The following is a 21,241-nucleotide window of genomic DNA, read 5'->3' as shown; positions in this document are numbered from 1 at the left end:
GGCCTTCATAGCCGATAAATTACCCTTATACTCTAGACGGGTAAGTTCCAGCTTTTGTTACATCGGCAACATTTTACACTAAGCTTACAAGCTTAACGCAATCCCGTAACCACCCTCACAGAGGCGCCAAATTAATGTAAGATGCAGAAAGGGAGGGATAACCATGATTATGAAAATCCTGAAGTACATTCTGATTGTCTGTCTCGCTTTGCTGATTACTGCGACTGCTGCTGTCATCGGCTATGTGGAATATAACAAACACCAGGGACGTAATGACGCAAAGATTACCACCGCCAACGGCATCGAAGAACAGAGATGGCTGAAGTTAGGCGGTGTTGAGCAATGGATTTCCATACGGGGCCAGGACAGAGACAACCCCGTACTCCTCTTCGTCCACGGAGGCCCAGGGGCCACAGCTATCCCCATGCATTTTCGCTATAATCTGGCCCTGGAAGAGCATTTTGTGGTGGTCCATTGGGACCAGCGGGGCACAGGCAAATCTTGGGACAAAGATGTGTATGATGAAACCTTGACCTTGGAGCAATTGATCGAAGACACCAAAGACCTCAGCATCTACTTGCAGGACGAGTTGGAAAAAGAGAAGCTCTTTCTGGCAGGGCATTCCTGGGGTAGCGCCGTGGGCATTTATACTGTAGCCCAACACCCAGAACTCTATCACGCTTATATCGGCATCAGTCAGATTGTGAACTTTAAAAAATCGGAGCAAATCTCCTATGAATTCACTTTGGAAACGGCCCGTAAATTGGACCACGTCGAAGCCCTCGCCGAACTGGAGGCAATCGACCCGCCACCCTGGCCGACAGAAGGCTACGCCGAGCCCCTAAGCGTCCAAAGAAAATGGCTGCATGAATTTGGCGGCGAAGTATATAGCCCCAAAGAGCAAGGTGCGAATACACGGGATATCCTGGAAACCATATTCTTCACTCCGGAATACAGCATTGTCGACTCCGTGAATTCGATTCGAGGCAACAGGCAGTCCGCCGAGCACCTCTGGGACACTTTGCTGGCGCTGGATATCGCAGGCGACGTCAGTGAACTGGCAGTCCCGGTTTGGTTCCTTACTGGGGCCCATGACTATGTAACGGCCTTCTCACTGGTTGAAGAATTCTATAACACCATTTCCGCCCCCGGCAAAAAACTAGAGTGGTTTCACGAGTCCAGTCACAGCCCCAATTACGAGGAACCGGAAAAATATCTTGAGACATTGGTTGCTATTAAGCGAGAGGTGTTAGCAGATTAACTTCCCCAAGGCCCGCCCCACGGCGGGCTTTGTTATGTCGACTTGATGCCAATAATTGCTGGTTACCCGCAGCAATAGTTAGTGTTACAATTGTTGACATAACACGGGAAGGAGTTGAATTTGTGAAGAAATCTGCTATAGTTACCCTCGGTCTCTTAGTAGCCATGGCCCCCGCCAGCGCGTTGGGCGCCACCTATACAGTCAGAACCGGCGACACCCTCTCTGGCATAGCCGGGCGCCACAACACAACTGTCAACAAACTGGTCAGCCTCAATAACATTAGCAACCCGAACCTGATCCGCGCCGGACAGGTGTTGAAAGTAGCAGAAAAGCAAAGTACTTACATCGTCAAAAGCGGCGATACACTCAGTCTGATTGCCAGCCGTAATAACACCACCGTCAATCAGTTGGTGAGCATCAACAACATCAGCAATCCTGACTTAATTCAGGTAGGACAAGTTCTCGAACTGCCAGGGGATCAATCTCAGCCGCAAGAACCCCAGCAACCTTCCCAAATCACCTACACAGTCAAAGCCGGGGATCAGCTGGGCCTGATTGCCCATAAGTATCAAACAACTGTCAGCGAAATCATGCGTTTGAACAACCTCAGCAATCCGGACACGCTCTTTGTAGGACAGACCCTGATTATCCAGGGAACACCCCGGGAAATCCCGGACCCCTACCAGGACGCCACCCACACTGTGGTCGCAGGCGATACCTTATCAGCACTGGCAAGCCGTTACAACACTACGGTTGCCAGATTGGCAGATTTAAACAACCTCAGCTCACCATATATCATTCGCGTTGGCCAGCAGTTGGTTGTTGGCAGTGAACGGGGCAGCGGCGCCGTCGCCGCCCACTGGGATTATGTGAATGTCGAATTCCCCATCGGCACCACCGCTAAGGTGACTGATATTGCCACCGGCATCTCCTATAACGTTGTCCGGCTGAGCGGTTACCTGCACACTGATGTGGAGCCAGCAACAGCGGCAGATACTGCAAAAATGCACCAAATCTACAATTACCAGTGGAGCTGGGCATTCCGCCCAGTCGTTGTGGAAGTCAATGGACATCGGTTCGCTGCCTCCATCAATGGCATGCCCCACGACATTCAATCGATTTACAATAATAACTTCCCGGGCCACTCCTGCATCCACTTTTTGGGCAGCAAAAACCACTTTAACCAGCAAGAAGAACCGGGACATCAAGCCAACGTCCAGAAAGCAATTGGCAAGTAATCATTTAAACCGCGGGAACAAACCGCGGTTTTTCCATTGCCAGAAACGCCAAAGTATGCTATATTTAACCTGTCTATATGAGAACGATTCTCATTTAGAAGGTGGTATCTTTATGCCGCTCTCAGAAGTCAAACACAAACAAAGCTACCTGATTAAACGGCTTCCCCGGGTAAAGCTCCTCCAATCACTGGGAATCCGGGAAGGCGCTGCCGTGTCAGTAGTAACGCAGCAGCCTTTGGGCGGTCCCCTGGTCGTAGAAATCAAAGGTCGCTGCGTAGCCGTGGATCGCAGCCTGGCCGCAGAAATTATAGTGGAGCAAAACTAACATGGACTGTCATAATACTCCCCAGTCCCCAACGGAACATAATCACCAAACCCGGCTTTTGCTCATGGGTAACCCTAATGTGGGCAAAAGCGTTATTTTTTCTAAACTCACAGGCATGGATGTACTCACCGCCAATTATACTGGCACCACGGTTTCCTATACCCGGGGGACCGTCAAGTACATGGGTAAAAAAGCCACCCTCATCGACGTGCCGGGTATCTATTCCCTGGATGAAGTTACTTCACCAGCAGAAGATGTAGCCGCACAGATGCTCGAGGAAGGCGCCGATGCCGTTATCTGCGTCTTAGACGCCTCCAACCTGGAACGCAATCTGGATCTTGCCTTTCAGGTGGCTGCCCGGGGCATCCCAATTGTCTATGCCCTCAACCTGGGAGATGTTGCCCGGGAACGGGGCATCGAAATCGATGTCCAGGCTCTAGAAAGTGCACTGGGTGCGCCAGTGATCGCGACAGTTGCCACACGCAACCTCGGCCTCAGGGACTTGCTGGATAATGCCTGGCTGGCAGCTCAGAAACCCGCCAAGCAAAGTACTCCCGCGCTAAGTAAAGAGGAGCGCTGGCAACGGGCAGAATCAATTGCCACCCACACTCAAAATGAGACCAACCACACTCCCGGGTTCTGGGAGCGACTGGGTAACGCCTCACTGCGCCCATTCCCCGGCCTGCCCATCGCAGCTATGGTGTTGTTGGCCACCATGGGACTGGTCGTAGGTGGAGGCAAGGCACTCCGGGCATTAGTCTTACTGCCATTATTGGATAATTACTATGTCCCCTTTATCTCACGAATCATCGGTGATGGGCTGTCGGAAGGAATCTGGCAGGATATTCTGATTGGCGAGTACGGGGTGTTAATCAAGGGAATCGAATGGCCATTTGCCCTGATTTTACCCTATGTATTTCTATTTTATGTCGCCCTCTCGCTCATGGAGGACAGTGGTTATATGCCCCGGCTGGGAGTGCTCATGGACGCCAGTTTGCGCCGGGTAGGGATCCAGGGAGCCAATATCGTCCCCTTTATCATGGGTTATGGCTGCGCCGTGCCTGCAATCCTGGGCACAAGAGCGGCCACAAGTTATAAAGAACGCTTGATGGTTACGTTTCTTGTTGCCTTGGCTGTACCGTGTGCGGCCCAAACCGGCGCTTTTATCGCTCTTTTGGGGGACCGTTCACTGGCTGCCCTAATCGCTGTCTACATGTTCTCAGTGCTGATAATTATTGCCGTCGGCAGCTTGCTCAACCGCTGGCTGCCGGGACGGATTGATCCCATGCTATTGGAGATTCCCAACTTGCTCAAACCCAATCCCCAGGCCTTGGGCAAAAAAATCTGGCTGCGCACAAAACATTTCATGCTAGAAGCAGAAATCCCCATGCTCTTGGGTATCGCCTTTGCGGCGCTGGTTGCGGAAACAGGAATTCTGAACCATGTGGCGCCGGTTGTAGAACCCCTGGTGGTTAATTGGCTCGGGCTGCCAGCGGAAGCCACTTTAGGTCTCCTTCTGGGTGTTGTGCGCCGGGAATTGGGAGTTCTGCCGCTTCTTGAACTGGACCTCACAACCTTGCAACTCTTTACCGGCGCCGTAGTTGCGTTACTCTACGTGCCCTGTCTCTCGGTGTTTGCTGTAATAATCAGAGAGTTTAACCTCAAAGTTGCCTTGCTCACCGGCTTATTCACTATCGCATCAGCGTTTACGATAGCAGGCCTTATCAATCAATTGGGCACGCTGCTAATCGGTATCTTTAGCTAAGGGGTGAAATGATGATTGCCGTATGCACTGCCATACTGGAACGTTTTCTTGCCCCCTGGCCCCTGGCTGTCCATGTCTATAACCAGTATTATCAAGGTCTGGTTAATAGGGAATTACGCCTGACAAAAATCAGCAGCGCTGATCGGGTGCTGTGCATCGGCGGCGGACCGGTACCGGGAACCGCCCTGGAAATTGTCGCCCAGACAGGCGCCAATGTAGATGTCCTGGATTGTGACCCTACTGCAGTACGGCTGGCGCGTCGAGTCGTCTCCAGACATAAATGCAAAGGCAAAGTGCAAATTTTCCGCGCCAACGGCTGTGATTTCGATCTCTCTCAATATACATTAGTGCATATCGCACGCCAGGCCCAGCCCCAATCTGAAATCCTAAACCACGCCTGGCGCAATCTGCCCCGGGGCGCCAGGATTATTTTGCGCCCGCCCCGTCGCGACCTGCACGATTTATACACCTGTCTGACCAATCGCTGCTGGCATATAAACTGTATCCTCCGCAACCATAATTGCCTGGCGACGCATTCTTCTATTCTGCTCTCAAAACCCTTGGATGCTGACGCATGAATAAGCGCGTTTTGCTCGTGTCTTTCGGTATAGCGGCGGTACTTTTTCTGCTCTGGCGAACTGATTTTTCTACCCTTGGAACTGTGCTCTTCAGTTTCAATCCCAACACATTGCTCTTGCTATGTCTACTTCAATTGCTCACCATTGTTTTAATAGCCCGCCAGTGGCAACTGATAATATCTGCAGCCGGTTCTTCCCTTGATATGACAGCGGTCATGGGCATCCTGATGGCTGGCACTTTCGTCGAAACGGTGACCCCGGCTGTGAAAGCCGGTGGCGAGGCAGTAAAGACAGTACTGCTCCGGGATAAAGCAGGGATAACATTAGCCGAAGCGGGAGCAATAACTGCTGCCCAGAAAACCTTGAGTTTAATCGGTTTTTCCTGCCTTGCCCTCCTATCCACAGGTCATGTCCTGTTTACTGTCGGCACGCTTTCTAGCTTGAGGCAACCGATACTAGCAGGCCTGCTGTTCTTGGCAATGCTTTTACTTTTATTAATCTCGCTTGTATTCAGACCGACGCTATTTAGTCGCTTTCTGCCTGCGCGTCTCCATTCCGGTATTACCCGCTACCAACAAACGATAAAACGGATGTGCGTCCGGCCTCAGTGGCTGGCTGGGCAGTTGATGCTTGCATTGTTAATCTGGATGCTCTTTGCCGCCAAGACAATCATTATTGGGACGAATCTTGGCCTGGAGGTCACTGCTTTTCAAGCAGCATCCGTAACCTACATCAGCTACATGTTGGGGATGGTGCCCCTGTTGCCCGGCGGCCTGGGAACCGTGGAAGCAAGCATGACAGCTGGCCTTAGTGCCTTTGGCATTCCGGCAGCATTTGGTTTGGCGGCGGCCCTGATTCTACGTCTGGTGAGCTTCTGGTTTGTGTTTTTGCTCAGCGCTATCTGGCTCTTGGCCCAGCGTCTGCGACCAGTATTTTCTTACGCTGACAGCAAATAAAAAGACTATAAAAACTGCCTTCAGGGGCAGTTTTTGCTATAATAGCTGCATGGAGGTGTACACGTGACAATACTTAAACCATCTAAGGTTAAATTTGCTTTTCTATTGCCCTGGCTACTCTATCTGTTGCTGGAGCTAATCACCGGCGGCAGAATCTTTACCGCCTCCGGCATCTTGCCCCTGGCCTTTCTCTGGCTGGCAGGTGGACTTACAGAACTGGCAGCCATGAAAATACCGCGCCCCACATTACCACGTACCAGATTACTCTTCTTCTCTCTGGGCCTGGCCATTATTGATCAAATCTGCAAGCTCTTGGTGGTGCATTACCTTCAGGACCAGACAATCCCCCTGATTCCCGGCTTCTCCCTGCAACAGGTCCATAACATGCAGGCCGCCTGGATACCTAACCGCCTGGGCTGGGATATACCGCTGGCCATTTTGTCTCTGGCAGCTGTTCTGATTCTCTTCCTTACCTGGTGTGTGTACAGTTATTATACTGGCGCCCTAAAACGGCGCAATGTCTACACAGACCTGGCCCTGATCCTGATCTTTGGCGGCGCACTCAGCGCCTTGGTCGACCAGACTCTGCGGGGATTTACCGTAGATTTCATCACCTTTCAGGGATTTTTCACCGCCGACCTCAAGGACTTCTACCTCACCCTCGGGTGGGCCGCTGTGATTGCCGAGGCTATGCAATCGCCAATCCCTGAACCGCCCCTGCGTGAGTTCCCGTCCTTGCTGCTGCGCATGATTCGCCATACTCTGGGCAAGTAGCAGCCCAGGCCCGTGTCGAAAATTGTCGAAAAGTGCCCAAATAACCTCCGTCCCCGAATGGGCAAAAAAACCGTGTGCGTGTGCACACGGTTTTTTGCTTACTCTTATGCTTACATCATCGGCATGCCGCCGCCCATTCCGCCCATTCCGCCGCCGGCGGGACCTTCTTTTTCCGGCTCGGGAATGTCGGTGACAACAGCTTCGGTGGTCAGGAACATTCCAGCGATGCTGGATGCGTTCTGGAGGGCAGAGCGGGTAACTTTGGCGGGATCAACGATACCAGCCTTAATCATATCTTCATACGCTTCGGTGAGGGCGTTGAAGCCAACACCAACCGGCTCGCTCTTGAGACGCTCGACTACAACGGATCCGTCGAGGCCGGCGTTATGAGCAATCATGCGAATCGGCTCTTCCAGAGCGCGACGGATAATCCGCACGCCGGTTGCCTCGTCGCCACTGAGCTTAAGTCCATCAAGGGCCTTCATGGCGTTGATGAATGCGGTGCCGCCACCAGCGACAATGCCTTCTTCAACAGCGGCACGGGTCGCAGCGAGAGCGTCTTCGATACGCAGCTTCAGTTCTTTGAGCTCAACTTCGGTGGCTGCGCCAACTTCGATGACAGCTACGCCGCCAGCCAGCTTAGCCAGGCGCTCCTGAAGCTTTTCGCGATCGAAATCGGAGGTGGTGTCTTCGATTTGAACCCGCAGCTGGGAAACGCGCTTCTCGATTTGCTCTTTATCGCCACTGCCATCAACAATGATAGTGTCGTCCTTGGTAACTTTGACCTGACGGGCACGACCAAGCATGTTGAGGTCAACGTTCTTCAGTTCGAGACCAAGCTCTTCGGAAATTACTTGGCCACCGGTGAGAACAGCGATATCTTCCAGCATTGCCTTGCGGCGGTCGCCAAAGCCAGGGGCTTTAACGGCTACACAGGTGAAGGTGCCGCGGAGCTTGTTGACAACCAAAGTCGCCAAAGCTTCGCCTTCTACATCTTCAGCAATCAGAATCAGTTGCTTGCCCTGCTGGACAATTTTTTCCAGAGCGGGGAGGATATCCTGAACATTGCTGATCTTGCGGTCGGTGATCAGAATGTAGGGTTCTTCAAGAACAGCTTCCATCTTCTCGGTATCGGTGACCATGTACGGAGAGATGTAGCCGCGGTCAAACTGCATACCTTCAACAACATTGAGGCTGGTGCCGAATCCCTTGGACTCTTCAACTGTGATAACACCATCTTTGCCGACCTTTTCCATTGCTTCGGCAATCAGGCGGCCAACTTCGTCGTTGTCGGCGGAGATGGAGGCGACCCGGGCGATGTCATCTTTGCCTTGGATCGGCTTGCTAATTTTCTTGATTTCTTCCACAACTGCGTTGGTGGCCTGCTCAAGGCCACGGCGGAGGATCATCGGGTTGGCGCCGGCAGTAACGTTCTTAATGCCTTCGCGGATGATTGCCTGGGCCAGCAGAGTTGCGGTGGTGGTGCCGTCACCAGCTACGTCCTGGGTCTTGGTGGCAACTTCTTTGACCAACTGGGCGCCCATGTTTTCGAAAGTATCTTCCAGCTCGATTTCCCGGGCAATAGTCACACCATCGTTGGTGATCAGGGGAGAACCGAATTTTTTGTCCAGAACAACGTTGCGACCTTTGGGGCCCAATGTCACTTTAACAGTGTCGGCAAGAGCGTTTACGCCACGCTCCAAAGCACGACGGGCATCTTCTCTGAACTTAATATCTTTAGCCATGTTTGTATAACCTCCCTTTGGGTTTTGTTATGTTATTCGACGACTGCGAGAATGTCGCGCTCACTGAGGATCAGGTATTCCTCGGTGTCTTTCTTGATTTCGGTGCCGGCATACTTGGAGTAGATTACCCGGTCGCCAACCTTAACTTCCAGCTCAACCTTTGTTCCGTTTTCCAGCACTTTGCCAGAACCAACGGCGACTACTTCGCCTTCCTGGGGCTTTTCCTTGGCTTTCTCGGGCAATACAATGCCGCTGGGAGTTACTTCATCCTGCTCCAATGCCTTGATTACAACGCGGTCACCAAGAGGTTTGATGTTCATATTGTACCCTCCTTATATATTGTTGTTTAATTTATTGTTAGCACTCACTCTTGTCGAGTGCTAATCACAGCTATAATTTTACGGTTTGCAGGGTTATGCTGCAACCGCTAATTTGGGTGATTTATGGATATTATGCCAGATTTGCTGTGTCTTGCTTAGTTTTTCTCCTGTTTTCACACCTGGTTCCCTGGCATAGATTATCACCCACTGAATTATTGCCCTTTGACACCAAATTATACATAAAAAAGGCCGACACGGCCTTTTTAGAGCATACGGGTATAAACCTTGACTAAGCGGCCAACAGTGGACGGCTCAGGTAACACTTGACCCCATGCCCAGACAGTCATGGCTGCTATCGCGGCAATTGTTCCCAATTTACCACCGACACCGACAAACACATCCACAGTGACCACAAACAAAGCTGCAGCAATACCCAAAGCAATTGCTGCCTCAACCGGTCCCCGAAGCCGGGCTTTGGCGCTCATTCCCACGTACGATGCACAGGCGGCAACTGCTGCCAGCGTAGAGCCTTCAGCAAAAATGTGTGGAAAAACCAATCCGGCCACCAACGCAACTATTGCTGAAGCCAGCACCGGACCCTTTTGCAGTCGGTGGTTGATTAACCAGGTGGCAAGACCACAGACCAGTGAAACCATCACAACCTGAACAAAGAACATCTCTTTCCCCTCCCCCAAATCCGTTACAACAAGCCGAATACGAAGACAGTTAACAGGACGGCACAGGCGGCAATCGTCCCTAATTTACCACCAAACCCTTGGTATACCGGCAGGGCTATGATAAAAATGCCTCCCACCAGTAAACCAGTCATCAACACCATTGGCAACGAGCCCAGCACTGCCAACGAGGACATGCCCGCAAATGAGGCAGTATAGGTTGCAACCGCCAGTTCCGGGGTCAAAAGCACAGCAGCCAATAGACCAACTATGCCTGACGCCGCTACCGGCCCCAGCCCCACCTGGGTGTTCAAGTACCAGGTTGAGGCAGCACCCAGTACAGAGACCAGAATAATTTTGCTAGCTCGCCGGAACATGGCCTACCCCTGCTGCCCCAGTGAACGACTATGGCTATAGAGGGCAATGGCGAAAGAAACTGCAACAATAGCCACCACAAACAGCGCCGGCCCGGAAACACTGATCAGACTCTGGCTGAGCAGGTACCCGCCGGTCCCCCCGAGTAATAGCAAACTTAGTATCGCTTGAATCATTTGAATCCCTCCACTCTCCAAGAATGAGAATATATATTAAAGCGTCGGCCGCGGACAAAGCCTACTACTGTGACCCCCAAATCTGTGGCCAAGTCCACGGCAAGAGCGGTGGGGGCTGAACGGGAAACTATTGTGCCAACTCCCATCCGCGTCGCTTTAAGAACAAACTCGGAAGATATCCGACCACTGCTTAGCAGAACATAATCCTTACCCTGCTTGTTGTTAAGGGTCAAGTAACCAGCCAATTTATCAATCGCATTATGGCGGGCCACATCTTCCCGCAGCACCTCAATTTCATCCCTGACTAGGGCAGCAGCATGAACTGCGCCTGTCTCGGCAAACAACGGCGAACTGCCATTAAATTCCCGCATCAGCTCCGTGAGGCGCTCCGGCGACAGCACCCGTCCGCCCGTCACTTCATGTTGTTTCAAGCTGTCAACCGCCCGGTAAAACCGTGATCCCTTGCCGCAACCGGTGGTCAACACCCTGGTCACAGCCAGGCGTGAAACTAAATCCACTTCACCCTTCAGAGCCAGCTTAACTTGCCGTCGGTCGGAGCTCACCGACACAGAAACCAAATCTTCCCGGCCGTTTAACAGTCCGTCGCCCAGGGCAAAGCCCACCGCCAACTCATCCAGATGCTCGGGAGTCGTTAATAGGGTAATATACTGCTTGCCATTGACTACCAGCGTTAGCGGCCACTCCTCGGCCAACCAATCGGCTACGCTGTTTACCTCTCCCCGATTGACATTGATTACTTGCCTTTGCTCTTTGCCCATACAAATCCCTCCCCCGGAATTATAACGCATATGGCCGGGGCGGTTAAAGGAATAAACACGTTAACGCAGAAAACCGTCGCCGGGCAAAAGAAAGTTATTACTTTCACATAACAAACTTAAAAATGGCGGGAATGCATGGGAATCGAACCCACCACGGACATTCCATGCCCGCTACTGGATTTGAAGTCCAGAGAGCCCACCAGGACTCCTCCATTCCCGTCATTATTATACCGGTAACTTCCCGGAGTTTCAAGCTTTTTTACTAATAAATGTGTAACAATTTTGTGTCATGTTTTAACTTTTCCACTCTACCGATTGCCCATCCTAAGCCTCGATCTACTAATTTTGATGCCTGTTCAGCAGGTAAACTGAGGATCAGTCCGCCAGATGTCTGGGGATCAAAATAAATATCACGATCAATTTTGGACACATCTTGTGAAAAAATTACCATGCCTTCTCCATGCTTTTGGTTGCGGTAGCAGCCTCCGGGTATCAGGCCCATGGACGCATACTCCCTGGCTCCCGGAAGCACAGGAATATTCCGATGGTCAAGTTCGATTGCCACCCCGGAGCCTTGGGCCAACTCCAACAGATGCCCCAGGAGGCCAAAACCGGTGACGTCTGTACACGCATGGACTGAAAGCTCCTGCGCCGCATCTGCCGCTTCCTTGTTTAGAGTCGCCATGGAGTTAACGACGGCCTGGGTATCGTCAGCGCTGGCAAGGCCGCCTTTGACGGCAGTGCAGACAATGCCGCTACCCAAAGGTTTTGTCAGCACCAATACATCCTCCGGTTGGGCGCCGACATTGGTCCAGATTCGCTCGGGATGCACAACCCCGGTAACGGCCAAGCCATAAATCGGACTCTCTTCGGCTATCGAATGCCCCCCGGCCAAACGGGCGCCGGCCTCGGCAACCTTATCGGCGCCGCCGGCAAGAATTTGCTCCAACACCTTCAGGGGCAGACATTTGGGAAACACCACTATATTCAGGGCCACCAAAGGGACTCCCCCCATTGCATACACATCGCTGAGAGCATTGGCAGCAGCCACTTGTCCGAAGGCGTAGGGATCATCCACCATTGGCGTAAAAAAGTCCAATGTGTTGACCACAGCCTGCTCGGCATTGAGCTTGTAAACGGCCGCATCATCGGCAGTATCGGCGCCCACCAGCAGGTTAACATCGGGCTTGAGGTTTAAACGGGACAGAACCTGCCCCAGGTCCGCCGGACCCAATTTGGCGCCTCACCCCGCCGCTTCAACCATCTGGGTCAATCTCAATTCTTCAGTCATTTGCTCACACCTCCCGCTAAGAATTTAGCCAACTCCCGGGCTGCCGGGTTGACCTGAGTACGGGGCAGAACCAGCCAGAAATCCCGGTTCAGCTCCAGCTCCGCAATCGTCCGGGCCTGCAAACGCCCAGCCTCGATATAATCAGCAGCTGCGTGCCTGGATACAACGGCGACACCAAGGCCCCGGGCCGCCGCTTCCAACACCGCCCGGCTGCTGCCTAACTCCATGATCACCCGCAATTTGCGGGCAGCGTCACCCAGCGCCGTTTCCAAAGCCCGCCGGGTCGCAGAACCCTGGCCGCGCATAATCATCGGTTGGCTCAACAGGTCCCGGGGCAAAAGCGTCTTTTTCCGGGCCAAGGCATGTTCCGGTGCGATGACGGCAACCAATTGATCGGTAAACAGCTTCTCGCTCGCCAAATCGGCGGTCTCTGGCTGAAAGCCAACCACGGCTAAATCCAGGCGCCCTTGGCTCAGAGCTTCAACGATTCCCTGGCTGGCGCCCACCTGCATCCGCAGCTCCAAACCAGGCTGGTGCCGGTAAAAGTCACAGAGCAGCGGCGGCAGCAAGTAATCCCCCGGGACTGTGCTCGCCCCCAAATCGATGCGGCCCCGCAACTGCTCGCGAAGCTGATCCAGTTCCTGGCGGGCTTGCTGCCAGCCCTGAAGCAGCTCCCGGGCCTGGCGGTAGAGAATAGCGCCGCCTTCGGTCAGCTCAACCCGGTGTCCCACACGCAAAAACAACTCCACCCCCAGCTCCTGGGCCAGGGACTGCATCTGCATGCTCACCGCCGGTTGGGACAGGTGCAGCCGATTGGCAGCCCGGGAGAAATTTCCCTCTTCCACAACACAGACAAAGGTGCGCAACAAATTCAGGTTCATGAATTTTCCTCCCGCAGAGCGGGTCCGGGCAGCCGCACGTCTCCCCGCCGTCTGGTAAATCCGGCGCCGTCCAGATACTCGATTAAAGGCAAGGCGTATTTACGACTGGTCTGTAAATAGTCCCTGAACTGGGCCAAGGTCAGTTGCGACTCAGCGGCAAAATGGTCTCTTACTGCCGTGACAGCGCGGTCCAAGGCGGAACGGGCAAAGAGAAAATCGCCAGCAGCCACCAGTTCCCCCTGTTGTTGCAGCAAGGCCAAAAGCGGAGCAGCCTGCCGTCCTAGCTTCTCAAGTTCTCCACGTTCTGGCGGTGCAAAGGGAGCGGCGTTTACCGCCTCAAGTATCTCCGCGCGAAGCCGTTCCTGCTCGGCGCTTAATTCAAGTTTATGGTTCGCCAGGGCCAGCTCTTGACCCCGCAACTCGATTTCGGTCCCCGGCAGCAGCGTCTCCAGCAGGGCCGCGAAACTGCGGGTATTCATATCCGGCAACAAACGGGAGCGCACCTCCTCCCGGGGCATGCCGGCCCGCAGGGGATTTTGTTGATGCCAACCAGTCAGTAAATCCGCAAGCGCAGCCAGGAAATCCTCCCCGCGGCTGAACAGCCAGTTCTGGCCGTCAACGCTAAAGCTGATCAATTCCAGTTCGGAAAGCGCCACATCCAGTTCCGTCGGCGGCAGCTGGGAGCGTTGAAGCAATTGCTCTTTGGTCAGAGGCATCCCCGCCTCATCCAAATAGCTCTTGACCAGCACAGCGGCATCCCCCTGCTCCCGTTCTTTCAGCGCCTCGACAATCTCAGGGCGGTTGCGGCTCAGACGCCGACGCCCGGTCTCAATGATTTCGCCGCCACCGATGGTGGTCACCGGCGACCAGGAACGAATCACATAGCGATCGCCCCGTACCGCCATCACCGGCTCATCCAGCCGGAACTGCACCAAAGCATCACCGCCAGGCGTCAGCTCCTCACCTTCCAAAAGCACTGCCCGCCCCAGGGCCTCGTTGGCCCCGCAATGAAACCGAATGTGGCTGTTGTTGACCAAGGGCGGGGCATCGGGCAAGAGCTGCAGCCGGGCAGCAATCTTATCCACTGCCGCCAGCTCGCGGCCCCGGAACACCACCTGCCCCCGATGAATCTGCGAGCGCTCAATTCCGGCCAGGTTCACCGCCACCCGCTGTCCGGGTTGGACCGTAGTCACTTTGCTTCCGTGCACCTGCAACTGCCGCACCCGGGCAGACAGCTCACCGGGCATTATCAGCACCTGATCGCCCTCATTGAGGACGTCATCCAACAATGTGCCGGTAACAACAGTGCCAAATCCCTTCTGGACAAAGACCCGGTCCACCGGCAGCCGGGAAAAGCTGCGACGCTGCCGGGGTGGCGCGGCAACAGCCACCTCGCCAATCAATTCCTTAAGTTCATCAATCCCCAGACCACTGACAGCAGAGACAGCCACCCGGGGGGCCTTGGCCATAAACGTCCCGGCCAGAGCCTCGTCAATATCCTCCCGAGCCAGTTCCAGCAATTCCGCTTCCACCAGATCGGCCTTGGTTATTACAACAATCCCAGTCTGCACGCCCAGGACCTCCAGAATGTGCAAATGCTCCCGGGTTTGGGGCATAACGCCTTCATCGGCGGCCACCACCAGCAAAACTACATCAATACCGGTGGCGCCGGCCAGCATATTGCGGACAAACCGCTCGTGGCCAGGGACATCGACAATCCCCGCCCGGCGGCCGTCGGGCAGATCGAACCAGGCGAACCCCAGCTCAATTGTAATCCCCCGTTCCTTTTCCTGTTTTAAGCGGTCGGTGTCGATGCCGGTCAGGGCCCGGATCAGAGTCGTCTTGCCATGATCCACATGACCAGCTGTGCCAATAATCACATGTTCAGCCATTTTTATTCTCCCCCCAGCGCCGCCGCAACAGCGGTGGCCGCGGCAGTTAATTGCCCATCTGCCAACGTCTTGGCGTCAAGAACAACCTGTTCATCGGCAATGCGGCCAACCAGGCGCTGAGCGCGCAAACGCTCCGCCAGTTGATCCGCCGAAAGCCCGTCAGTCCGCAGTCGGAGCACTGTGGTCTCCAGGCGGTGCAAAGGCAGGGCGCCACCGCCCACGGGCGAAATATCCGCGTCCACAGTCACAGACAGGGGCAAACCTGCCAGCAGGTCCGCCAGTTTCTGGGCCCGCTGGGCCACAGCCTCGCCGGACTCGGTTATCATCCTCAGTACCGGCACCCGCCGCCATCCCTCCTCCTGGAGATATAAGGCGAGGGTCGCGGTCAGGGCGGCAAGTGTCAGCTTGTCGCAGCGCAGGGCCCGGGTCAGCGGGTGCTTCTTCAAGCGACCAATCCACTCGACGCTGCCGACAATAATCCCACACTGGGGGCCACCCAATAACTTATCGCCGCTGAAACTGATGAGATCAGCGCCGGCTTTTACACTCTCCTGCACCGTAGGCTCCTCGATGCCCCAGGGGCGAAGGTCAACCAAAGTGCCGCTGCCCAAGTCGTCAAGCACCGGCAGTTGCTGCTCTTGCCCTAAGGCAACCAGTTCCGCCAGCGACACCTCGTGATTGAAACCCACCACCCGAAAATTAGAGGGATGCACACGAATCAGAGCCCGTGTCTCGGGAGTAACTGCCCGCCGATAGTCATCGAGATAGGTCTTGTTGGTGGTGCCCACTTCCCGCAAAGTCACACCGCTCTGCTCCATCACATCGGGAACCCGGAAGGCGCCGCCGATTTCCACCAACTGTCCCCGGGAAATTATCGCCTCGCCGCCTCGGGCCACAGCGGCCAGGCAGAGCATCACTGCTGCCGCATTGTTATTGACAACCAAAGCCGCCTCAGCGCCGGTAATCCGGCAAATCAGCTCCTCCGCATGTCGGTGCCTAGAACCCCGCTGGCCAGAATCGATGTCAAACTCCAAGTCGCAATAATCAGCTGCCTCCCGGGCCGCATTCACGGCCTCAGGCGCTAGCGGCGCTCGGCCAAGGTTGGTGTGGATGACTACGCCCGTTGCGTTCAGCACGGGACGCGGCGCCGGCGCGACCAAGTCTGCTAGGGCAGATGAGACAGCGGCCAGAAGCTCGTCTGCGTCCGGCACACGCCCGCCCCCATCCAGAATCCTCCGGCGCCAGAGATTCAGTTCCTGATCCAGGGCGCTGCGCACCAAACCCCGCCGATATTTGTCAATGAGTTCCTGCCATTGGGGTTGCTCCAACAGCGTTCCCACCTTGGGCAATTGACGTAATAATTCTTTCCCCATCGAATACCTCCCTTAAAGACCTCGCATCCGGGAAACCAGCACCGCCGCCGCCAGCATTGTCGCCGCCACCGGCAACATATAGCGGTAGGTGGGCAGCAGCTTGGCGGTAAAGAATTTGCTGGACAGCACCAGACAAAGATGCAAAGGTGAAATCATATAACCTAGAGTGCCGCTGGCAAACATTAAGCTGGCCCCCGGCAACAGAGATTCAGCCGTCAACAGGGGCAGGAAAATTGGAATCGCAACTCCAACGGCGGCAGTGTGGGAGCCGGTGGCCAGGCCTACCAAAAAGGGCAGGGTTGTCAGCATCAGCCAAAGCGGGATACCGGCCGCGACCATGTCAGCGGCAAGGGTAGTGACCAAACTGCTGGCGGACAGAATCTCCTTGAAAACCATGACCCCAAAGACAACCACAATCATCATCGGACTGATGCCGGGCAGAATCATCTTTCGCCCCCGGCTGACAAAGCTTGTGGCCATCCTGCTGCCAAGCCGGCCCTCTCCGGCGGGCAGATTCACCAGAGCCAGCAAAATCCCCACCACTAAAGCCAGAGGGAAAAAGACGTCCAGGGCAAGATACAGAATCAGGACAACGAAAATCGGCATAATGCTGAGGGCGAACCAGCCCACATTGGCGACGCTGAAGTTAACTCCCGCTGCTCCTTTGGGCACTGTGCGCATCATAAACACCCAGGCCGCCAGCAAGCCAACAGCCATCGTCGGGATATTAAAGACCACCAATGATTCCGGCGTAATCCCCGCCAGTTGGGCGGTAACAATCACCGCCGACATCATCGGGAAGATAAAGTACCAAATGTGCCGAAACACAACATTAACGCCGGTTTTATGCTCGGGAGAAATCTCAACCTTATCACCCATCTGGCCAACCATGGGTGCCGAGATAATAGCGCCGCCCGGAACTGTCAGCAAGCCAATCAAGCTGGGGATGGCGGCAAGCACCAGGCGCGAGCTGCCAAGCAGCGGCAATAACTTGCTGACCATCAATTCCAGGGCACCACTATGCTCCAAAATATAGCCCAGGATGCCAATGAACAAAATCACAAAGATCAATTCCCAGGTTTCCGCGCTAGACACTGCCGTCCATATCGCCTGGAGAGCAAGCTCCAAATCCATTGGCGCCGTTATTACCAGGACTGCACTGCCTGCCAGCAGCGCCAAACCAACATCAATCCCTTTACGAACCATTAGCAAAATAATAACCATCGATAATAGAACAGCGTATACTCCCAAGACTTTCCTCTCCCTTGTCAGTTCAATTCACAGTTATGTTCATTATAAATTATCCTTATATACAAGTCGAGGGCTTAAAGCCCCAACTCTCAGTTTATGCTACAGGGCAAATGATGTGCAAAAAAAAATCGCCCCTCGGGGGCGAACACTGAATTTACTCAAACACAACTGCCACGCCAACTGTCCCCGGCCCGGTGTGAACGCCAATCACCGGTCCAACCTCGGTGAAGATGCTCGCTTTCACGGAAAAGGCCTCTTCCATGGCAGTTTGCAGTCGCTGGGCCGCCTCCCGGGCAGCGCCGTGGGCAACGGCAATTTGCACAGCCGCCCGGCCGTTGGCCAATTGTTTAAAATTCTTGGCCAGGCAATCCAGGGCCCTGTCCTGACTTCTGGCCTTGCCGGCCGGAACATAGATGCCCTCGTCATTTACCCGAATAATCGGCTTGATGTTAAGCAGGGAGCCAACCAGCCCCGAAACCTTGCCGATCCGACCACCCTTCTGCAAATACTCGAGGGTGTTTAATGTAAACAGGGTTTCCGTGCGCTGCCGCACTTTGCCGACTGCCTCGACAATTGCCGCAGACGCCAGTCCTTCACGGATGCCCCGGGCCGCCTCCTGGACCATAACGGCAACCCCGAGACTGATGGAACGGGAGTCCACAAGATGTATCCGCGCTTGATCCAGCGCATCCTTGGCCACCCGGGCCGCATTCAGAGTGCCACTGAGGGCGGTGGATAAATGAATCGATATCACTTCATCATACTTTTCCAGGAGCTTATTGTATATGTTCATAAAGTCTTCCGGCGCCGGCTGGGAAGTAGTGGGCAAAGCTTCGGCACTTGCCAGACGCCGATAAAACTCTGTCGGCGTCAATTGGTGGGCGGCGAAATACTCGTCGCCAAAATTCACTCCCAATGGAACTACATGAACATCAAACTCCTCAATTAATTCTGATGTCAGGTCTGCAGTACTGTCTGTTACTAAAGCAATTTTAGCCAAAAGTTTTCCCCCTCAACTAATAATGAATAAATGTGCTCTCAATAAAAGATATCTTCCCCGATTTTTTGCGATAATTCCACTTGCTATCGCTTGATGATCATGTTTCCTTCGATATTCAAAGCACTGGCTTCGCCAACCAGGAGCAACTGCCAATCACCACTCTCAGTAATCGTAGCAGTGCGGGTCCCATTCATCGAAAGCTCTAATCCGACCCAAGGCTCACCCAAAGCAGTGCGGCCACCAGGCCCAGCAAGCATCAGCGTTGCATCAATACTCTCACTGGCAAAGGCAAAATCCAGCTGAAAGTTCAAGTTACCTGTCATTTGCTGATTGTCAATACTGAACTCGGCCAGGACTAGCTCCTCGCCCATCTCTCCGACCGAGATATTGAAATGCTCCGCCACCAACATATCTCCCGGCGCTTCAAGCTCCAGGATGCCGGCACGTATACCCGCCTCCAGGGTAACCGGCACCAACAGCAAAAGCACAGTTAATCCTAAAATGCAGACCCGCCAAAATCGTTTATCCAGGCCCCGGCCCAGGGGTAAGGCACCGGTATCCACTGCCTCCAAAACAGGAACAGCCCGATTACGAAAATGCCGAAGCATTACCAACGCAATCAGCAAAGCGACTAGCGATACCACTAGCAGCAACCAGGGAAACTGCCTGCTCACGATGGCATCTTGCAAAACGAGTCCGCCGACTACCGCAGTCAGATTGAGGCCGGCATGGGCAGCTACCGCCGGCCAAAGCGAATCTGTCTTCCAGGCGAGATACCCGAAGACAAGCCCCATTGATGTAGCGGTAAAAAAGTCAGCAATTCCGTTGCCAAAGTGAATGAGGCCAAAAAGCAGAGCGACCCACAACCAGGCACCCCGGCGATAACGACTCTCATAAGCACGGAGAAAATAACCGCGAAAAAGAATCTCTTCCAGCAGTGGCGCCAGAACCAAAATCGTCGCCAACAAGAACAGCCCATCCAGCAAACCAACACTGGGCATTCCCATCGCTGGAAGCGGTCCCAAATAGTGATTCAAGAAGCGCTGAATACTTACGTAAATGCTGGCATTGGCCCACCATACAGCAATTCCGCATAAAAAACCCAGGACAACCGGGGCAAATCCACTCCAGCGCAGACGGTAAATTCGCGCCAGCGGCCAACGATTGAACAGAGCCAATAACAAAGCAACCCCTAGCATTACTACTTGATTGACGACAGCATTAAACCCAAACCCCCATACCGGTACAAGAAAGAAGCTGCCGGCCAAAACTAAGCTTACTATCATTAGTAAAACAAGATTGGCCCCGCCCGGGGTCAACCAAATGTTATGTCGCATGAAACAACTCTCCTTCCCAAAGCCGCCTCGCTAACATTTCCGGATTCAGCCATAAAATCCTGCCTAATGACACTAAATTTTAACACAAAAATGCTTGCCAAATCTATCGGCAGCCGATATAATAATATTACAGTAGCCGATATAACGGCAGACGATAATGAGAGGTGATTACATGCCTGAAAGCACAGAGCGGGGCGCTCTGACGGAAGCGGTGTTCTATATCCTGCTGGCTCTCTACAACCCGCTGCATGGTTACGGGATTATGCAATTCGTGCGGGAAATCAGCGAAGGCCGGGTCGACCTGGGCGCGGGCACCCTGTATGGCGCCCTCAACACACTAGTGGATAAGGGCTGGATTGAATCCGTCAATCCCAAGGCCGGCGGACGCAAAAAGGAGTACCAAATAACCAGCGCCGGCCGCCAGGCCGTACAGGATGAGTTGGTACGACTACAGGAGTTGCTGGATAACGGCAATAAGATTACAAAGGGCGTGATTTAAGTGAAGCATAAAGCATATAAGTTTTTTCTGGACTTCGAGAAGGAAGAGCGTTGGCTCAATCAAATGGCAGCCAAGGGTTACCACATGATTGACATATCGTTTCCTGGACGCTATTTATTTGAAGAAGGGGAGCCAGGAGAATTTATTTACCGAATTGAGTTGCTCAAAGAACTGCCAACCGAACTGGAAAGCAAGGCATATATCAAGTTCATGGAGGAAACTGGCGCCGAATGCGTGAGCACATATACACGTTGGGCATATTTTCGCCGCAAAATCGAAGACGGTCCTTTTGAGCTATACACAGACACAGAAGCCAAACTTCAACATTACAGGCGTATAGCCTGGATGTTTGGCATTATCGGTCTAGCCAACCTCCTTATCGGTACTGCGAATATTCTCATCAGCCTCTTAATAAGTCGTAGCAATTTCAATATGTGGATCTCGCCAATCAGTTTTGGAGCAGGCCTACTCATGGCAATTCCCTTCTTTCTCACCTGGCAGCGAATCCGCCGCTTAAAAAAAGAAGCACAAATCTATCAATAGCCAGCGGCGACGTTTCTCACTGGCTGAGTACAAAAGGTCTTGCTCAAAACATCGAGCAGGGCTTTTGTGCCTACAAGTAACGTTAGTGTAAAATTATTGTAGGGAACTGGAGGAATTTTCCTCCCGGAAATAGAAGAGGAACCTCACATTCGGTCGAATGAATACCCCACAAGGAGGCAGAGGTTCCTCATGGAAATTATTCGTCTAG

General features: G+C 53.7%; 21 protein-coding genes and 1 tRNA gene. 9 read left to right on the top strand and 13 right to left on the bottom strand.

Going from position 1 to position 21,241, the window contains the following annotated elements:
* The first annotated feature begins 163 nt into the window (after positions 1-163).
* The 7 genes from FH749_11025 to FH749_10995 all read left to right on the top strand — a co-directional run bounded on the left by FH749_11025 (position 164) and on the right by FH749_10995 (position 6,897).
* Positions 164-1,261 carry an alpha/beta hydrolase gene (locus FH749_11025; GenBank protein MTI95997.1) on the top strand — a complete coding sequence of 366 codons (1,098 nt, stop codon included), beginning with the start codon at positions 164-166 and terminating at the stop codon, positions 1,259-1,261.
* A gap of 122 nt (positions 1,262-1,383) precedes the next feature.
* On the top strand, positions 1,384-2,499 hold the full coding sequence (locus tag FH749_11020; protein MTI95996.1) for a LysM peptidoglycan-binding domain-containing protein: 1,116 nt from the start codon (positions 1,384-1,386) through the stop codon (positions 2,497-2,499).
* Positions 2,231-2,824 (top strand): ferrous iron transport protein A, encoded by a 594-nt coding sequence (locus FH749_11015; GenBank protein MTI95995.1) that lies wholly within the window; start codon positions 2,231-2,233, stop codon positions 2,822-2,824. The genes FH749_11020 and FH749_11015 overlap by 269 nt, the downstream gene beginning before the upstream one ends.
* A gap of 1 nt (position 2,825) precedes the next feature.
* Positions 2,826-4,589 (top strand): ferrous iron transporter B, encoded by a 1,764-nt coding sequence (locus tag FH749_11010; GenBank protein ID MTI95994.1) that lies wholly within the window; start codon positions 2,826-2,828, stop codon positions 4,587-4,589.
* Positions 4,590-4,597: 8 nt separating this feature from the next.
* The gene (locus tag FH749_11005) at positions 4,598-5,167 is read left to right on the top strand and encodes a hypothetical protein (GenBank protein MTI95993.1); all 570 of its coding nucleotides are present in this window, start codon (positions 4,598-4,600) and stop codon (positions 5,165-5,167) included.
* Entirely contained in the window at positions 5,164-6,123 is a 960-nt protein-coding gene (locus FH749_11000) for a flippase-like domain-containing protein (GenBank protein MTI95992.1), read from the top strand. Before FH749_11005 ends, FH749_11000 begins: the two co-directional genes overlap by 4 nt.
* A 63-nt stretch (positions 6,124-6,186) precedes the next feature.
* The gene (locus FH749_10995) at positions 6,187-6,897 is read left to right on the top strand and encodes a signal peptidase II (protein ID MTI95991.1); all 711 of its coding nucleotides are present in this window, start codon (positions 6,187-6,189) and stop codon (positions 6,895-6,897) included.
* Between the two features lie 110 nt (positions 6,898-7,007).
* Here the strand turns inward: FH749_10995 and groL are convergent, their stop codons facing one another.
* From groL to FH749_10930, 13 genes are all read right to left on the bottom strand, one after another.
* Complete coding sequence (gene groL, locus FH749_10990) at positions 7,008-8,642, bottom strand: chaperonin GroEL (protein ID MTI95990.1); 1,635 nt, start codon at positions 8,640-8,642, stop codon at positions 7,008-7,010.
* Between the two features lie 32 nt (positions 8,643-8,674).
* Positions 8,675-8,962 (bottom strand): co-chaperone GroES, encoded by a 288-nt coding sequence (locus tag FH749_10985; GenBank protein ID MTI95989.1) that lies wholly within the window; start codon positions 8,960-8,962, stop codon positions 8,675-8,677.
* 263 nt (positions 8,963-9,225) lie between these two features.
* A complete protein-coding gene (locus tag FH749_10980) occupies positions 9,226-9,639 on the bottom strand; it encodes a hypothetical protein (protein ID MTI95988.1) in 414 nt (137 codons plus the stop codon).
* Positions 9,640-9,662: 23 nt separating this feature from the next.
* Positions 9,663-10,013, bottom strand: a complete 351-nt coding sequence (locus tag FH749_10975) for a hypothetical protein (GenBank protein ID MTI95987.1) — start codon at positions 10,011-10,013, stop codon at positions 9,663-9,665.
* Between the two features lie 170 nt (positions 10,014-10,183).
* Positions 10,184-10,996, bottom strand: coding sequence for a formate dehydrogenase accessory sulfurtransferase FdhD (fdhD, locus tag FH749_10970; GenBank protein ID MTI95986.1), 813 nt, complete (start codon positions 10,994-10,996; stop codon positions 10,184-10,186).
* A 93-nt stretch (positions 10,997-11,089) separates the two neighbouring features.
* Positions 11,090-11,184: transfer RNA gene (locus FH749_10965), tRNA-Sec, on the bottom strand.
* A gap of 44 nt (positions 11,185-11,228) precedes the next feature.
* Positions 11,229-12,257 (bottom strand): selenide, water dikinase SelD, encoded by a 1,029-nt coding sequence (selD, locus tag FH749_10960; protein ID MTI95985.1) that lies wholly within the window; start codon positions 12,255-12,257, stop codon positions 11,229-11,231.
* The gene (locus FH749_10955; protein MTI95984.1) at positions 12,254-13,138 is read right to left on the bottom strand and encodes a LysR family transcriptional regulator; all 885 of its coding nucleotides are present in this window, start codon (positions 13,136-13,138) and stop codon (positions 12,254-12,256) included. The genes selD and FH749_10955 overlap by 4 nt, the downstream gene beginning before the upstream one ends.
* Positions 13,135-15,030, bottom strand: coding sequence for a selenocysteine-specific translation elongation factor (gene selB / locus FH749_10950; protein ID MTI95983.1), 1,896 nt, complete (start codon positions 15,028-15,030; stop codon positions 13,135-13,137). Before selB ends, FH749_10955 begins: the two co-directional genes overlap by 4 nt.
* Before the next feature lie 2 nt (positions 15,031-15,032).
* Positions 15,033-16,403 carry an L-seryl-tRNA(Sec) selenium transferase gene (locus FH749_10945; GenBank protein MTI95982.1) on the bottom strand — a complete coding sequence of 457 codons (1,371 nt, stop codon included), beginning with the start codon at positions 16,401-16,403 and terminating at the stop codon, positions 15,033-15,035.
* A gap of 12 nt (positions 16,404-16,415) precedes the next feature.
* Positions 16,416-17,654 (bottom strand): DUF401 family protein, encoded by a 1,239-nt coding sequence (locus FH749_10940; GenBank protein ID MTI95981.1) that lies wholly within the window; start codon positions 17,652-17,654, stop codon positions 16,416-16,418.
* A 154-nt stretch (positions 17,655-17,808) separates the two neighbouring features.
* Positions 17,809-18,654, bottom strand: a complete 846-nt coding sequence (locus tag FH749_10935) for a DegV family protein (GenBank protein MTI95980.1) — start codon at positions 18,652-18,654, stop codon at positions 17,809-17,811.
* Between the two features lie 83 nt (positions 18,655-18,737).
* Positions 18,738-19,991, bottom strand: a complete 1,254-nt coding sequence (locus FH749_10930; protein MTI95979.1) for a CPBP family intramembrane metalloprotease — start codon at positions 19,989-19,991, stop codon at positions 18,738-18,740.
* 172 nt (positions 19,992-20,163) lie between these two features.
* Here FH749_10930 and FH749_10925 point away from each other — a divergent pair, with 172 nt between their 5' ends.
* A complete protein-coding gene (locus FH749_10925) occupies positions 20,164-20,490 on the top strand; it encodes a PadR family transcriptional regulator (GenBank protein ID MTI95978.1) in 327 nt (108 codons plus the stop codon).
* A complete protein-coding gene (locus tag FH749_10920) occupies positions 20,491-21,033 on the top strand; it encodes a DUF2812 domain-containing protein (GenBank protein MTI95977.1) in 543 nt (180 codons plus the stop codon).
* Positions 21,034-21,241 lie beyond the last annotated feature (208 nt).

It is taken from the genome of Bacillota bacterium (assembly GCA_009711825.1).
Classification (GTDB): domain Bacteria; phylum Bacillota; class Proteinivoracia; order UBA4975; family VEMY01; genus VEMY01.
Note: the sequence above shows the minus strand (reverse complement) of the source record. Positions and strands in the feature narration are given on the sequence as shown.

Coding starts and splice junctions, on each gene's coding strand:
- FH749_11025 (MTI95997.1), top strand. CDS start 164: ATGATTATGAAAATCCTGAAGTACATTCTGATTGTCTGTCTCGCTTTG.
- FH749_11015 (MTI95995.1), top strand. CDS start 2,231: ATGTGGAGCCAGCAACAGCGGCAGATACTGCAAAAATGCACCAAATCT.
- FH749_11010 (MTI95994.1), top strand. CDS start 2,826: ATGGACTGTCATAATACTCCCCAGTCCCCAACGGAACATAATCACCAA.
- FH749_11005 (MTI95993.1), top strand. CDS start 4,598: ATGATGATTGCCGTATGCACTGCCATACTGGAACGTTTTCTTGCCCCC.
- FH749_11000 (MTI95992.1), top strand. CDS start 5,164: ATGAATAAGCGCGTTTTGCTCGTGTCTTTCGGTATAGCGGCGGTACTT.
- groL (MTI95990.1), bottom strand. CDS start 8,642: ATGGCTAAAGATATTAAGTTCAGAGAAGATGCCCGTCGTGCTTTGGAG.
- FH749_10985 (MTI95989.1), bottom strand. CDS start 8,962: ATGAACATCAAACCTCTTGGTGACCGCGTTGTAATCAAGGCATTGGAG.
- FH749_10980 (MTI95988.1), bottom strand. CDS start 9,639: ATGTTCTTTGTTCAGGTTGTGATGGTTTCACTGGTCTGTGGTCTTGCC.
- FH749_10975 (MTI95987.1), bottom strand. CDS start 10,013: ATGTTCCGGCGAGCTAGCAAAATTATTCTGGTCTCTGTACTGGGTGCT.
- fdhD (MTI95986.1), bottom strand. CDS start 10,996: ATGCGTTATAATTCCGGGGGAGGGATTTGTATGGGCAAAGAGCAAAGG.
- FH749_10955 (MTI95984.1), bottom strand. CDS start 13,138: ATGAACCTGAATTTGTTGCGCACCTTTGTCTGTGTTGTGGAAGAGGGA.
- selB (MTI95983.1), bottom strand. CDS start 15,030: ATGGCTGAACATGTGATTATTGGCACAGCTGGTCATGTGGATCATGGC.
- FH749_10945 (MTI95982.1), bottom strand. CDS start 16,403: ATGGGGAAAGAATTATTACGTCAATTGCCCAAGGTGGGAACGCTGTTG.
- FH749_10930 (MTI95979.1), bottom strand. CDS start 19,991: ATGCGACATAACATTTGGTTGACCCCGGGCGGGGCCAATCTTGTTTTA.
- FH749_10925 (MTI95978.1), top strand. CDS start 20,164: ATGCCTGAAAGCACAGAGCGGGGCGCTCTGACGGAAGCGGTGTTCTAT.